Annotated in this window: 13 protein-coding genes; 3 read left to right on the top strand and 10 right to left on the bottom strand. The window is 72.7% G+C overall.

The window, feature by feature from the left end:
- Window positions 1-29 precede the first annotated feature (29 nt).
- On the bottom strand, window positions 30-779 hold the full coding sequence (locus IM770_RS05990) for an EAL domain-containing protein (RefSeq protein ID WP_203580222.1): 750 nt from the start codon (window positions 777-779) through the stop codon (window positions 30-32).
- A gap of 127 nt (window positions 780-906) precedes the next feature.
- Between IM770_RS05990 and IM770_RS05985 the strand changes: the two genes are divergently transcribed.
- Window positions 907-1386: a hypothetical protein gene (locus tag IM770_RS05985; RefSeq protein ID WP_203580221.1), complete on the top strand. Its 480-nt coding sequence runs from the start codon at window positions 907-909 to the stop codon at window positions 1384-1386.
- 282 nt (window positions 1387-1668) lie between these two features.
- Here IM770_RS05985 and IM770_RS05980 read toward each other — a convergent pair whose 3' ends face one another.
- The 5 genes from IM770_RS05980 to IM770_RS05960 form a co-directional block, all read right to left on the bottom strand.
- Window positions 1669-2685, bottom strand: a complete 1017-nt coding sequence (locus tag IM770_RS05980) for an alpha/beta hydrolase (protein ID WP_203580220.1) — start codon at window positions 2683-2685, stop codon at window positions 1669-1671.
- A gap of 39 nt (window positions 2686-2724) precedes the next feature.
- Window positions 2725-4098 carry an FAD-dependent oxidoreductase gene (locus IM770_RS05975; protein ID WP_203580219.1) on the bottom strand — a complete coding sequence of 458 codons (1374 nt, stop codon included), beginning with the start codon at window positions 4096-4098 and terminating at the stop codon, window positions 2725-2727.
- Window positions 4099-4188: 90 nt separating this feature from the next.
- On the bottom strand, window positions 4189-5244 hold the full coding sequence (locus IM770_RS05970) for a polyprenyl synthetase family protein (RefSeq protein WP_203580218.1): 1056 nt from the start codon (window positions 5242-5244) through the stop codon (window positions 4189-4191).
- A gap of 56 nt (window positions 5245-5300) precedes the next feature.
- Window positions 5301-6053 (bottom strand): bifunctional demethylmenaquinone methyltransferase/2-methoxy-6-polyprenyl-1,4-benzoquinol methylase UbiE, encoded by a 753-nt coding sequence (ubiE, locus tag IM770_RS05965; RefSeq protein ID WP_203580217.1) that lies wholly within the window; start codon window positions 6051-6053, stop codon window positions 5301-5303.
- Window positions 6054-6062: 9 nt separating this feature from the next.
- Window positions 6063-6707, bottom strand: a complete 645-nt coding sequence (locus tag IM770_RS05960; protein ID WP_203580216.1) for a DUF402 domain-containing protein — start codon at window positions 6705-6707, stop codon at window positions 6063-6065.
- A gap of 22 nt (window positions 6708-6729) precedes the next feature.
- Between IM770_RS05960 and IM770_RS05955 the strand changes: the two genes are divergently transcribed.
- A complete protein-coding gene (locus IM770_RS05955) occupies window positions 6730-8115 on the top strand; it encodes an isochorismate synthase (protein WP_307785383.1) in 1386 nt (461 codons plus the stop codon).
- Entirely contained in the window at window positions 8112-9359 is a 1248-nt protein-coding gene (locus tag IM770_RS05950; protein WP_203580215.1) for an amidohydrolase family protein, read from the top strand. Before IM770_RS05955 ends, IM770_RS05950 begins: the two co-directional genes overlap by 4 nt.
- Before the next feature lie 60 nt (window positions 9360-9419).
- Here IM770_RS05950 and IM770_RS05945 read toward each other — a convergent pair whose 3' ends face one another.
- The 4 genes from IM770_RS05945 to IM770_RS05930 all read right to left on the bottom strand — a co-directional run bounded on the left by IM770_RS05945 (window position 9420) and on the right by IM770_RS05930 (window position 14494).
- A complete protein-coding gene (locus IM770_RS05945) occupies window positions 9420-11093 on the bottom strand; it encodes a DUF885 domain-containing protein (RefSeq protein WP_203580214.1) in 1674 nt (557 codons plus the stop codon).
- A gap of 124 nt (window positions 11094-11217) precedes the next feature.
- The gene (locus IM770_RS05940; protein ID WP_203580213.1) at window positions 11218-12081 is read right to left on the bottom strand and encodes a polyphosphate kinase 2 family protein; all 864 of its coding nucleotides are present in this window, start codon (window positions 12079-12081) and stop codon (window positions 11218-11220) included.
- A gap of 75 nt (window positions 12082-12156) precedes the next feature.
- Window positions 12157-13986: a 2-succinyl-5-enolpyruvyl-6-hydroxy-3-cyclohexene-1-carboxylic-acid synthase gene (gene menD, locus IM770_RS05935; RefSeq protein WP_203580212.1), complete on the bottom strand. Its 1830-nt coding sequence runs from the start codon at window positions 13984-13986 to the stop codon at window positions 12157-12159.
- A 1-nt stretch (window position 13987) separates the two neighbouring features.
- On the bottom strand, window positions 13988-14494 hold the full coding sequence (locus IM770_RS05930) for a PLD nuclease N-terminal domain-containing protein (RefSeq protein WP_203580211.1): 507 nt from the start codon (window positions 14492-14494) through the stop codon (window positions 13988-13990).
- Between the last annotated feature and the right edge of the window lie 99 nt (window positions 14495-14593).

Below are 14593 nucleotides of genomic sequence, written 5' to 3'. Positions count from 1 at the left end.
GCCGGTGGACCGGCGGCTGGATAGCGATGTCATGCCGTGGCTGCGAGGCGCGCCATGTCGCCTCGCGGCACCGGCCGACTGAGCAGGTACCCCTGGGCGCGATCGCAGCCGAGCCGCGTGACCTTCGCAAGCTGCTCGGCCGTCTCGATGCCCTCGGCCACCACGCGCAGGTGCGCGTCATGTGCCAGCTCGACGGCTTCGGCCACCACCTGGGTGGTCTCCGGCGAGTCGTCGCCGATGAGGGCTCGGTCGATCTTCAGCTCGGTGGCGTGGAGTCGTCGCGCCTGCAGGAGCGACGCCTGACCCGAGCCGAAGTCGTCGATCGCGATGCCGACGCCGAGCCCCCGCAAACGGTCCAAGCGGGCGACGAGTGCGGGCACGTCGCCGAGGTGCCGCCCCTCCGTGATCTCGAGGGTCAGCCGCCGCGCGGGCCGACGGATGCGGCGGATCATCCGCTCCAGCCACCTGGTGAAGCCGGAGTCCTCTAGCTGCGCCGGCGAGACGTTCACCGAGATGTCGATGTTCCACGCCGTCATGGCCGACATCGCCTGCGTCGCCATGAAGACGCCGATCTCGCCGATCGTTCCGTCTTCTTCGGCGATGGGGATGAACTCGTTCGGCGGCACGATCCCCCACGCGGGGTGATGCCAGCGGCACAGCGCCTCGGCGGCGACGAGGCGGTTGGTCTGCAGATCGATCTGCGGCTGGAACCACGCCGAGAGCTCGCCGCGGCTGGACGCGCCACGCAGCGCGCGCGCCATCTCCGCGAGCTCGACCATCGCCGGATTCCACCTCACAGCGGACGTGACCAGAGAACGCCCGCTGGAGATATCTTGGCAGGGGTCGCGGCCGACCCCGGCATCTTGACGAGACGCGGTGGTCGCGGTAGGCCCCTACACTCGGGCCATGCGCTTTCTCCGGGCGGTGCTCTCGGCCGTCGTCGCGACGCTGCCGGTGCTCGTGGTCCTGCTGATCCCCGCTTTCGTGCGAGCCGACTCCAGTCCGGTCTCGCTCATCGGCATCGGCGGCACCCTGCTCAATGCGGCGTTCCTCGCCGGGATCATCCTGATCCCGAAGTTCAACGGCCGGCTCGACCCCGAGGTTCCGGCGTGGACCTCGGCAACCGCGATGGCGACCACCGCGCGCGTGTGGCGCAAGCGTCTGTGGCTCGCCCTCCTCGCCGTGCTGGCGCTGCTGGCGATCTTCGCCGCAGGCCAGACCGCAGCGTATCTCCTCGCCCAGAGCGCGCCGGCGGTGGTCGACGGCGAGTTCTCCTACGCCCGGTTCCTCGCGCCGGAGCTCGTCGTCTACGTGCTCGGCTACGTGCTCTCGGCCGCGACGTACGTGCTCCTCATCCGGGTGCTCGCGCGCAAGACGACCGACTGACTCGCCCACCGACTGGCCGAGCCCACCGGCGACCGACTCCCCGGCGACCACTGCGCCGGGTGGGCCGGGCCCGAGACGGGTGAAGGCCCCGGGTGCTGGGGACACCCGGGGCCTGGCGTCGTCTGCTCTCGCGACCAACCCCCCGGTCAGCGCGGCTCGACGACGGATGGGAAGGATTCTTGGGGAGGGCCTTCCCGGAGATGCTGGGGACATCTCCCTTAAAGGTTAACCCGACTGCCGAGAAATGCGCTGTCCCCTCTTCGGGGGACAGCCTTCTCCCGCTCAGGAACCGGCGATGTACCCGCTTACCCAGCGGTCCAGGGCATGGTACGCCAGGGCGCGGGGGGCGGGTCGCGACAGGAACACGTCGTGCACCGCGCCGGGGATGCGGGCGATCGTCACCAGCCTGCCGATCTTGGTGGCGGCCCTCGCGATGTCGTCGACGACCAGCACCGAGTCCGACGACGTCATCGACTCCTTCCACGACAGCGGCACGGTCGAGGTGGTCGACAGGAGCACCACGGCCGGGCAGCCGACGTCGATCCCGGCCGCGACACGCCTATGGCCCTCCATCACCGCGGAGAGCCAGCCGGGCGCCGTCGGAAAGCCGCGGTCCGGTCGCCAGATCGCGCGCTGGTCCCCCGCGGGAAGGCTTCCGATCTCTTCCTGCGCGCGCGTGTAGAAGCCGAAGTCGACGGCAGGCTGTGTGCCCCGGGGATCCAGCCGTGCCCTCATGTCGACCAGGGGCGCGAGCGCCTGACGCCCCAGCGTCCCGAGCTGCAGCTCGAGCCACGGGCTGTTGAGCACCATCGCGTGGGCGACGCCCGGGTGCCGCGCAGCCCACAGCGCCAGCGTGAGCCCGCCGGTCGAATGCCCGACGAGTACGAGACGGCGCCGCGCGGGCCTGTCGGGCGGGGCCGCCTCGGCACTGTGGCCCATCGCGTGCAGCGCGGCCTCGATGTCGACGTCGTAGTCGTCGAGCGCATCGACGTACCCGGGGGCCTGACCGTCGCGCAGGCTGCGACCGTACCGCCGCAGATCGAGCGCGTAGAAGCGGGCTCCGCGCTTCGTCCAGAACCGCGCCTCGTCACGCTGGAAGAAGTAGTCCGACCAGCCGTGCACGTACAGCACGTCCACGTCGCGCAGCGGGGCGAGAAGCGTGGCGACCGGGTTCGGGATGCTGCGCACCAGCGTCGCGACGAGCGGTCCGTGCTGGCCCGCGACCCCGAGCGGCAGCGTCAGCTGCTCGAACGGCTTCCCGAGGATGTCGGGGACCCACGTGAGGGATGGCCCGGCCATGCCCTCAGCCTATGCGCGCAGACCCCCGAACCCGCGGGCTCACTCGCCGCGCGAGATCGTCACCATCTCGTCGCGAGGTACCACCTTGACACGGGCGCGCTCGTGCGGTGCGCCCAGCGCCATCTCGTGCTGGTCGAGCCGGTGCCAGCCGTCGAGGTCGGTCCAGCGCACACCGCGCGACGCGAGCAGTTCCGGGATCGCCGCCTCGGACGGGTCGACCGGCTGCCACCAGGTGCCCTGGTCGTTGATGAGGTGACGCACGGTCTCCATCGCGTCGGACTTGGTGTGGCCGATGAGTCCCACCGGACCGCGCTTGATCCAGCCGGTCGCGTACACGCCGTTGACGCGCTGGTTGGAGTCCTTGCTCAGCACCTGTCCCTCGCGGTTGGGGATCACCCCGTGCCGCTTGTCGAAGGGCACGCCCGGCAGCGGCGAGCCGAAGTAGCCGACGGCGCGGTACAGCGCCTGGATCGGCACCTCGCGGAGCTCGCCGGTGCCGACGACCCCGCCCTCGCCGTCCGGACGGGTGCGCTCGTAGACGAGAGCCGACACCCGGCCCTCGGCATCCGTCTTCACCTCCACGGGCTTGGCGTAGAAATGCAGGTGCAGACGTCGAGAGGCCGTGCCGCCGGCGTTGTTCACCGAGTCGCGCTTGCGCCACGACTGCAGCACGCGGTCGATGACCATGACCTGCTTGTTGCTCGTGATCGCGGCGCGGGCGGCGTCGTCGTAGTCGAAGTCCTCGTCGTAGACGACCATGTCGACGTCGCGCAGCTCGCCGAGCTCGCGCAGCTCGAGCGGGGTGAACTTGACGTTCGCGGGCCCGCGGCGGCCGAACACGTGCACATCGGTGACGTTCGAGGCGGCGAGGCCGGCGTGCACGTTGTCGGGGATCTCGGTGGGCAGCAGGTCCTCGGCGTGCTTGGCCAGCATGCGCGACACGTCGAGCGCGACGTTGCCGTTGCCGATGACGGCGACGGATGCGGCGTCCAGCGGCCACTCGCGCGGCACATCGGGGTGGCCGTCGAACCAGCTCACGAAGTCGGCGGCGCCGTACGATCCGGCGGCGTCGATGCCGGGGATGTCGAGGTCGGTGTCGCGGATGGCGCCGGTGGCGAAGATGACGGCGTTGTAGTGGTGCTTGAGGTCGTCGAGGGTGATGTCCTCGCCGAAGCGGACGTTGCCGAAGATCCGGATGTCGCCGCGGTCGAGCACCTCGCGGAGGGCGGTGATGATGCCCTTGATGCGCGGGTGGTCGGGCGCGACGCCGTAGCGGACCAGGCCGTACGGCGCCGGCAGCTGCTCGAACAGGTCGATCGACACGTCGAACTTGCGCTCGGCCTTGAGCAGGATGTCGGCGGCGTAGATGCCCGCCGGTCCTGCGCCGACGATCGCCAGCCGGAGCTTGGTCATGGTGGTCCTTTCAGGCGTTTCGTCTCGCTCGTTCCTCGCTCGCTCGACAACCGTGCTGCCGGAGGCGAGAGCGATGGGGAGCGAGCGCGTCTAACTGGAGCGGTCGGCGACCGCCTGCGCGAAGCGCGTCAGCGCCTCGCGCACCGGTCCGTCGGGAATCGGCGCGAGCGCGTCGATCGCCTCGGTCGACCACGCGTTGGCGAGGTCGAGGGTCGCCTGGGTGGCCTCGTGGTCGCGCAGCTGCGCCAGGGGCTGGTCGAGGATCGCGGGATCGGCGCCGTCGGCGATGCGGTCGACGCCCTCGTCGATGCGCTCGCGCAGAGCGCGGGACGCGGCATCCGTCCGCTGCCCGAGCACGAGGTACGGCATCGTCGGCACGCCGGCGCGCAGGTCGGTGCCGGGCACCTTGCCCGTCTCGTCGGGATCGGCCGACAGGTCGATGACGTCGTCGAGCAGCTGGAAGGCCACCCCGGCCTTCTCGCCGAACGTGACCATCGGCGCCTCGAACTCCTTCGGGCCGTTCGAGAAGATCACGCCGGACTGAGCGGCGGCGGCGATGAGCGAGCCGGTCTTGTCGGAGAGCACCTGCAGGTAGAACGCGACGCGGTCGTCGCTGTCGGAGGGGCCGACGGTCTCGTGCATCTGCCCGAGCACCAGCCGCTCGAAGGTGTCGGCCTGCAGCTGGATCGCCTGGTCGCCGTGGCGGGCCATGATCTGGCTCGCACGCGAGAACAGCAGGTCGCCGGTGAGGATCGCGATGCTGTTGCCCCACACCGCGTGGGCGCTGGGCACGCCGCGGCGCTTGTCTGCGGCATCCATCACGTCGTCGTGGTACAGCGATCCGAGGTGGGTCATCTCGAGGGCCGTGGCGGCGTCGATGACCTCGTCGGTCGCGCCGTCGCCGAGCTGGGCGGTCAGCAGGGCGAGCATGGGCCGGATGCGCTTGCCGCCGGCGTCGTAGAGGTAGCGGCTGGTCGCGTCGGCGAGCTGGTCGGCCACCCGCAGTTCGCGCTCGAGGGCGCTGTCGACGCGCTTCAGGCCCGCCTCGACGGTCTTGAGCAGGCTGCGCGATCGCGCACCCGCGAAGATGCGGTCGGTGAGGCCCAGCTTGCCCGCGATATGCGAGCCCGGCGCTGTCGGTGTCACACACCCAGCCTACCGGGGGCGCGTTTCGTCTCGGCCCGGCCGCACGCCGATGCGCATCAGACCTGGGGTTTCGTCGCGCGGTGCAGCGCCACGATCCCCATCGACAGGTTGCGGTACGCGACGTCGGTCCAGCCGGCCTGACGGATCCACGACGACAGCGTGCGCTGGTCGGGCCAGTCGCGGATCGACTCGTTGAGGTAGTCGTACGCCTCGGCGTTCGAGCTCACGGTCTTGGCGACCACGGGCAGGACGCGGTCGTTGTAGAAGCGGTAGAGGCCGTTGAACGCCTTCGACGGCGGGTGCGAGAACTCGCAGATCACGAGCCGGCCGCCCGGCTTGGTGACGCGCAGCAGCTCGCTCAGCGCCTTCTTCGGCTCGTTGACGTTGCGCAGTCCGAACGACATCGTGACGGCGTCGAACTCGTCGTCGCCGAACGGCAGCGCGGACGCGTCTGCCTGCACGAAGGCGAGATTCCGGATGCCGCCACCCGGCGCCTTGGGCCCGTAGCGGCGCTCGCCCTCCGCGATCATGCCGGGCGAGAAGTCGGCCGCGACCACCTCCGCGCCGCGCCCGGCGAGCGCGACGCTCGACGCTCCGGTGCCGGCGGCGAGGTCGAGGATGCGCTGGCCGCGTCGCGGATTCACCGCGCGCGTCGTCGCGGCGCGCCAGAACCGGTCGTTGCCGAGGCTGAGCACGGTGTTGGTGCGGTCGTACCCCGCCGCGACCTGGTCGAACATGCCGCTGACACGCGAGGGGTCCTTGTGCAGGTCGGCGCGGTTGGGCTCGTGATCGGAGGGGTGGGATGCCACGGCTCGAGTCTAGGCGGCGGTCCCGGGTCCGCCGAGGCCGGCAGCGTCTACGGCGGCCGGGAAGAACACGGGCGGGGGCGGGGCGACCGCGTCGTACTCGGCCAGGCGCGTCAGCCACGCGTCGGGCGTGGCGTCGTCGAACGGCGCATGGCCTGCCGCGACCCGCTGTTCGAGATCGAGGGCGAGCGCCTCGAGCGTTTCGACGACATCGGCGGGATAGCCGTACGCGACGCGATGATCGTCCCACTCGTCGCGGTCGTCGATGAAGAGGCCTCGCCCGTCGATCGCCTTGACCACGTCGAGGTCCATGTCGATGCCGCGCGGCTCGCGGTCGACCCAGCGGACGTCCCACGCGACGTCGATGTAGATGCGCACGCGCCGCGGCGAGCCGTGGACGGTCATCGCGTAGTCGCCGCTGGGCGGCACGAGCGTGACGTTCGGGCCGTCCGCCAGGAACTCCAGTCCCGGGCGCACGTTGCGCCAGCCGTCGGGCTGCCCGACCCAGTCGCCCCAGCGGTCGCTGCCGAGGTAGATGCAGTCGTTGACCCAGTGGGCGCCGCCGTCCCACTTGCGCCACCGGAACTGCAGCGCGGCGCCGACCACGGGCCGGTCGGGACGGTTCGGGTGGAACTGTGCGTCGGCGGCGTCGGTCACGTCGCGAGTCTAGGCTGGAGGGGTGACACTTTCGCACCGCCCGCCTCGGCTGGTGGTCGAGACCCGCGAGATCGAGCACGTCGACGACCTCCTCGCGTACGCCTCGCCCGGCGAGCCGCTCGCCTGGCTGCGCCGCGGCGACGGGATCGTCGGCATCGGGTCGGTCGCCGGCTACGAGCGCGGCCCGCAGGGCGCGCCGGGTTCCGACCCGGCCGACCCCGGCTCCCCCGACGCCGACTCTGCCGCGCGCGGGACCGCCGCTCCCGGAGCGATTGATGCCGCCGCGCCCGGCGCCGCGTGGCGCCGGATCGCCGAGACGGCGGAGGTCGACGACCCGCTGCGGCTTCCCGGCACCGGCCTGGTCGGATTCGGCACCCTGGTGTTCGACCCGCGGTCGGCCGGTACCAGCCGTCTCGTCGTGCCCCGGGCCGTCATCGGGCGCCATCGCGGGCGTTCATGGATCACCCGCATCCGGCTGATGGCCGGCGACGCATCGGCCGAAGCCCGTGCCGCCGACGCCGCGGCACAGGACATCGCCCCGGCACCGTACGGACCGTACTGGTCGGCGACCCTCGGCCCGGGCACGCTGAACCCCGCCGGGTATCAGGCCGCGGTGCGGCGCGCCGTCGACGCGATCCTCGCGGGCGACCTCGAGAAGGTCGTGCTCGCACGGGACCTGGTCGGCACGATCCCCGCCGGCGCGGACCTGCGGCGCCTCGTCCGCGCCCTCGCCGACGACTACCCCGACACGTGGACCTTCGCCGTCGACGGCCTCATCGGGGCGAGCCCCGAGACCCTCGTGACCGCCTCGCGGGGTGTGGTGACGGCGCGCGTGCTCGCCGGCACGATCCCGCGCGGCACGGACGCCCACGACGACGCCGGCGCGTCGTCGTCGCTCGCGCACAGCGTCAAAGACCTCGACGAGCATCGCTACGCGGTGCAGAGCGTGCTGGCCACGCTCGGGCCGCACGTGCGCCACCTGCGCGCCGATCCCGAGCCCTTCACGCTCAAGCTGCCGAATCTCTGGCATCTGGCGACCGACGTCGCCGGCGACCTCGCCGACCACGCGTCGGCCCTCGACCTCGTCGCGGCGCTGCATCCGACCGCCGCGGTGGCGGGGACGCCGACGGATGCCGCGCTTGACCTCATCCGCCGGCTCGAACCCTTCGACCGCGGCCGGTACGCCGGTCCTGTCGGCTGGATCGACGGCGACGGCAACGGCGAGTGGGCGATCGCCCTGCGCTGCGCCCAGATCGGCACCGCAGCCCCAGGAGCCCGCGCGGGCGACGGCGACACGATCCCCGTCGTGGCGCACGCCGGCGCCGGGATCGTCGCGCAGAGCAACCCCGACAAGGAGCTGCTCGAGACGCGAGTCAAGTTCCGCCCCATCGTGGACGCCCTCGCATGAGCGCGCCCACCCCGCTCGCGGTGAGCGGCAGCGCCCTCCTCACCAACCTGCGGCTCGTCGACGGCGACGGCTCGCGGCCACAGGACGGCGTCGCGCTCGTGATCGACGGCGGGATCATCGCGGACGTCGTGTCGCAGGCATCCGTCGTCCGCTCCCCCGGAGCGATCGATCTCGGCGGCGCGTTCGTGATGCCCGGGCTCGTGAACATGCACAACCACTTTTCGCTGTCGCTCCCCGGCCCCGGCGGCGACGCGGTGAGCGCGCTGGGTGCGCACGACCTGGCGCTGTACATGGCGGATGCCGCACGCCGCACGCTGGTCGCGGGGGTGACCACCGTGCGCTCCGTCGCCGAGAAGGCCGGTGCGGACTTCGCGCTGCGGCGCGCGATCGAGGCGGGCTACGTGCTCGGACCCCGGATCCGCACCGCCGGGCGCGCGCTCTGCTGCACGGGCGGACACGGGCACGACGGCGACGACACGCTCGAGTGCGACGGGGCGGACGCCTTCGCGCGCGGCGTGCGCAGCCAGGTGGCCCTGGGCGCCGATCTCATCAAGCTCATGATCTCGGGCGGCATCGCCGGCGAGCACGAGCAGATCACCACGGCTCAGCTCACCCGCGACGAGATGGCCGCCGCGATCTCGACGGCCCACGCGTGGGGGCGCAAGGTGACCGCTCACGCCGGCCCCGCAGAGGTGATCGCGGAGGCGGTCAAGCTCGGGCTGGACTGCGTGGAGCACGGCTACGAGCTCACGCCCGAGGTCGCCGCGCTGATGGCCGAACGCGGCGCGGCGCTCGTGCCGACGCTCGTCGTCACCCGCGCGCAGGCGTTCTTCGACGACCTCGGGGTGCCGCCGTGGATGCAGGAGCGCTCACTGGGTGCCGGCATCCGTCATCTCGAGTCCTACCGTCACGCGCTCGATGCCGGCGTCGAGATCCTGCTCGGCAGCGACATGCCGCCCTACTGGGCGTTCGAGGGGACGACGGCCGTCGTGCGCGAGCTCGAGCACATGGAGAGCGGCGGGCTTGCGCCCTCCGACGTGATCCGGGCCGCCACCTCGGCACCGGCGGTGTGGCTCGGCGAAGAAGGACGGTTCGGGATGCTGCGGCCCGGCCACGCCGCGGATCTGATCGCGATGCCCGACGATCCGACGGCGGGCATCAGCGCCCTGCGCGGCCTCGACTTCGTCATGCGGAGCGGCGTCGTGGTGCGCGACGACCGCAGGCGGAGCGTCGCCTCCCCGTAGTCCTTCGTCGGCAGGTGCGCGGGGTAGTCGTTCGTCAGCAGGCGCGCGCGGGCCGCCGTGTCAGCGGGACGGGACCGACGCCTCGAGCAGTTCGCGGAGCGGGTCGAGTCCCATGGGTCCCAGCGCGAGGGCGTCGCGATGGAAGTCGCGGAGCGAGAAGTCGTCGCCGAGGGCGGACTGCTGCGCTGCGCGCACGTCGGCCCAGAGTCGCGCCCCGACCTTGAACGCGAGAGCCTGTCCCGGCCAGCCGAGGTACCGGTCGACCTCGAACCCGGCGAGCGTCGGCTCGACCAGGGCGAGGTCGACGAGCAGGCGGCGTGCCACCTCGGGCGTCCACTCCCCTTCGCCGACGAGCGGGTTCGCGGGGATCGGCAGGCCCGTGTGCAGCCCGATGTCGGCGACGATGCGCACCGATCGCCAGATCTGCCCGAGCAGCAGCCCGAGCCGCTCCGCGGGATCGCGGATGAGCCCGAGCTCGTCCGACAGCTGCTCGGCGTAGTGGGCCCAGCCCTCGGCGTAGCCGTGGACGTGGCACAGGTATCGCTGCCACGCGTGCAGGCCGGGGTACGACGCGGTGAGCACGAACTGCAGGTGGTGACCGGGCACGCCCTCGTGGTGGACGCTCGTCACCTCCTGCCATCTCGCCGCCACCGGCACGCCGCTCGGGATCGTCCAGACCACGCGGCCCGGCGTCGACCCGTCGGGTGCGCCGGGCGTGTAGTAGACGACCCCCGACGCGGCCTCCGACACGAGGCATTCGACCTGCCGCACGCCGTCGGGAAGCTCGAACGCCGGCTCCACCGCGTCGATCGTCTCGCCGACCCGGCGGGTCAGCCACGACTGGATCGCGGCGACGCCGTCCAGGCGGTAGCGCGGGTCGCCGTCGAGGACGGATGCCGCGGCCCGCACCGGGTCGTCGCCGCTGCCGCCGAGCTCCCGGGCGAGCGCCCGGGCCTCGCCCACGAGGCGCTCCAGCTCCGACCAGCCGTAGGCGTAGGTCTCGCCGACGTCGATCCGCGCCCCGAGCATGCCGGCGCACAGGGCGGGGTACTGGTCGGCGCCGACGCCGTCCGCCCTGGGGGCGACCGGCCGGAGCTCGTCGCGAAGGAGCACGACCAGCTCGCCGAGGGCGACGGCCGTCTCGTCCGCTGCGGTTCGCACCCGCGCTCGGGCGGTGGCCGTGGTGCCCGGCGCCAGCGGGATCGACCCGAACCAGTCCCGGTCGATCCACGCCTGCACCTGACCGGCGAGGGTGTCGAGCTGACGGACGGGGGCGACACCCGTCCCGGTGAAGCGGTCCGCGTTGTCGCGCGACCACCGCAGCGCGGCGGCGTACTGGCGCACGGCGGCAGGGGCCGCCTCGAGGCGGCGCAGCAGCGCCTCGCCCGCGGCATCCGCCGTCACCGTCAGTCCTTCGAGCGCGTACCGCACGAGGTGCACCGGTGTGGCGAGGCCGGCGACCAGGCGTGGCGTGAAGCCGGTGTCGAAGAGCAGGCGCTCGCGCTCGAGCCGTTCGCGCAGCGCCGCCCGCAGCACTGGGTCACCGGCCGGGGCTGCGTCGAGCGCCTGGATGGTCTCGCCCTGCAGCTCGTACTTGCGCTGGAGCCACTCGGGGCCGAGATCGGGGAGCGGCGGCCCGTCGACGCCGATCGCCGCGGCGGAATCGGGCTCATGGTCGGCGAGTTCTCGCACGTAGGCGTCGGCGATGGCGCGGACGAGGTCGGTATCGCTCACCGGTCCAGGCTACGCGGCGCGCAGGAGGGTGCCCGCAGCCGCCCCGCCCCAGGGCGCCGGAACGGCGACGGCGCCGGCGGCGCGATGTGGTCAGCGGCCCGATGTGGTCAGCGGCCCGGCCCGGTCAGGTCGCGGCGAGCCGCTGCTTCTCGGCCTCGACGTCGAACGTCGCCTTCGGCCACTGCGGGTTGATCTCCTCGAGCGCCTCGAGCAGCAGGTTCTGCACCGCGAGCCGGGCGTACCACTTGTGGTCGGCGGGCACGACGAACCACGGGGCGTGCGCGGTCGACGTCCGCTCGAAGACGGTCTGGTACGCCGCCATGTACGCCGGCCACAGCTCACGCTCGTCGACGTCGGTCGGGTTGTACTTCCAGTGCTTGTCGAGGCGGTTCAGACGGCGCATCAGGCGCTTCTTCTGCTCGTCGGGAGAGATGTGCAGCATGACCTTCACGACCCGCGTGCCGGAATCGGTCAGCTGGCGCTCGAAGTCGTTGATCGCGGCGTAGCGGCGCTCGATCTCCTGCTCCGAGGCGAGCTGCCGCACCCGGCCGATGAGCACGTCCTCGTAGTGCGAGCGGTCGAAGACGCCGATCATGCCCGAGGCGGGAAGCCTCTGCTTGATCCGCCACAGGAAGTCGTGCTCGAGCTCTTCGTCGGTCGGCTTCTTGAACGCCGACAGGGCGATGCCCTGGGGATCCACCGAGCCGACGACGTGGCGGATGATGCCGCCCTTGCCCGCCGAGTCCATCGCCTGCAGCACCAGCAGCACGGAGGCATCGGTCGCATCCACGCGGCTGCGTGCGTACAGGCGCTCCTGGTACTCGTCGAGCTGCGCCGCGCCCGCCTCCAGGTCGGAGGCGGCGTGCGCCTTGTCTTTCTCGTATCCCGGCGTCGAACGGGTGTCGACATCGGCGAGGACGAAGCCCTCGCCCACTCGGAGGAGGTCGGCGACGTCGCCGCTCCAATGCTTCTGACTCGAGGCGATCATGGAGCAATCATGGCGGAAGATCCGCGCAGCGAGCCGCGCCCGCGCGCACGGATTTCGCACAACGGATGCCGCGGCTCAGCGCTCGAGCGGAACCTCGATCAGCTGCCGCCCGCCCACCGGAGACGTGAGCGCCTGATCCAGCGCCGACCGGGTCGTGACACGGCGATACTCCCAGCCGTACGCCGTCGCCAGCTGCTCGAGGCGCACAGCGTGGGGCGTGTAGAGCACGCGGTCCATGACGTCCGAGCCCGCCACGGCGGCGACCTCGAGCCCGTCGAAGATCGTGCCGCCGCCGTCGTTGCCGACGATGAGCTGCAGTCGCGGCTCGTCCTCGTGCGGCGGCAGCAGCAGCGCGCCCACGTCGTGCAGCACCGCGAGGTCGCCGAGCACGACGCGCGTCACGCCCGGGCCGCCCGCGGCCTGGCTCGCCAGCGCGATGCCGGTGGCCGTCGCGATGGTGCCGTCGATGCCGGCGAGACCCCGGTTCGAGTGCACCGGCACCTTCTTGCCGGGCAGCAGCAGGTCGGCCACGCGCACGAGCCGGGACGAGCCGAACACGAGCCGGTCGTGCGGCCACGTCGCCCGCCACACGGCGTCCACGAGACCGGCGCGATCGAGTGGCGCACGGATGACGCCGAGTTCGGCTGCGATCGCGCCGAGCCGCTCCCCCGGCACCGCCGACGCGAGGCCGTCGGCGTCGGGAGCGGGCGGCGTGAGATCGACGGATGCCGCGCGCGACGCCTGCATCCATTCACCGAGCCACACGCGGTCGGGGTCGCCGGTGGCCACCGCGATCCGGTCGGCGGCGACGGTCGCGCCGTTGAGGTTGAGCGGCTCGCCCGGGCCGCGCACGGCGATGACCTCGACCGCGGGATCCGACAGCAGCGCGGCGGCCTCGCGGCTCAGCGTCGGGTGGCCGAGCACGACGACGCGTTCGATGCGGCCGCCGAGGCTCTCGTCGCGCAGCAGTGTCCGGTAGCCGTGCACGACCTGGCGCCCGTAGCGGGCGCCGCTGACGATCTCGGCGATCAGCGGCCAGCCGCCGACGTGGGCGAGCTCCTCGGCATCCGCGCCGGCGTCGGCGCCCGCGAGCACGACGGTGCGCGGCCCGCGCTCGAGCACGTGTGGTGCGTCCTCCGGCTCCGTCGGAACGTCGGACTCGCCGATCCCGCCCCCGCCCTGATAGAGGGCGCCGGATGCCTCGTCCTCCGCCTCCGGCTCGACCGGCGGACCGTCGGGGTCGTCGTCGATCGCGGTGTCGAGCTCGGCGGCGGGCACGCCCATCCACGCGGGCAGCACCCCCGAGAGCGGCTCGCGGTACGGGAGGTTGAGGTGGACCGGTCCGGGCGATCTCGTGCCGGCGCCGAGCGCGGCGGCCACGGCGTCGTCGGCGAGCAGCCGCAGCATCGCGCTCTGCTCGCGCGTGCCGTCGGGATCGACGGCCTCCGGCACCGGCACATCGGCCTCGAGGCGCACCGTAGGGGCGAACATCCCCGGCTGGCGTGTCGTCTGGTTGGCGCCGACTCCGCGCAGCTCCGGCGGCCGGTCGGCGGTGAGGAGCAGCAGCGGGACGCCGGCGTGGTGGGCTTCGAGAGCGGCCGGCAGGAGGTTCGCGACCGCCGTGCCCGACGTGCAGACCACGGCCGCCGGCATCCGTGTCTCCCGGCCGATGCCGAGAGCGGTGAAGCCCGCGACGCGCTCGTCGATCCGCACGTGCAGACGGAGGGCACCGCGGCGCTCGAGCTCGGCGGCGACGAGGGCCAGGGATTGCGAGCGCGATCCCGGGCTGAGGACGACGTGCCGCACTCCCAGCTCGACGAGCCGGCACAGCAGCGCCGCGGCGGCGTCGGTCGCCGGCGCGGCGTCGGACTCGGCCGCGCCGCCGGCGCGAGGGGCGTCGCTCACGTCAGCCGAGGGCTCCGCGCTGGCCGCGAGCGTCGTCGTCGCCCTCTGCGGGGCGGACCGGCGGCTTCGCGGGCGGCGGGGTTCCGGGCGTGACGGTGCCGCCGGCTGCCGCGCTGCCCGGTGTGGGGGCGCCGGGGGCGGTGGTGTCGTCGGATGCCGCAGGTCCCGCCGGGGGGTGCCAGCGCGGGTCGTCGTCCTCGGAGTCGAGCTGGGCGAGCTCCTCCTCGAGGCGCCGGATGCGCTCGTCCTGGTCGCTCAGCGTGCCGATGCGCCCGAGGAACTCCGGGTCGTCGTCCGGCGCGCGCCGAGTGGCTGCTGTCGACTTGCGCGCACGACCGACCAGAAGCCAGAGGATGCCGCCGAGGACGGGGATGAGGACGACGATGAGGATCCAGACCGGCTTGCTCACGCCGCGGTGACGGGACGGGTGCTGGACCGCGCAATCGACGATGGTGAAGACCCAGAACGCGGTCGCCACCAGGGCCAGAATCAACAGCACCCGAGGCATCTTCCCATCCTAGGCGGGCGAGGCCCGGCGTGGGCGGTCCCGGCGCGCTCCGTGACGCAACCGTCGCCTGGCACGCCCGGCGGGCGAACGTAGGATGGA

This window comes from Microbacterium hibisci (genome assembly GCF_015278255.1).
Classification (GTDB): Bacteria; Actinomycetota; Actinomycetes; order Actinomycetales; family Microbacteriaceae; genus Microbacterium; species Microbacterium hibisci.
This window is presented reverse-complemented; position numbering and strand designations above follow the sequence as displayed.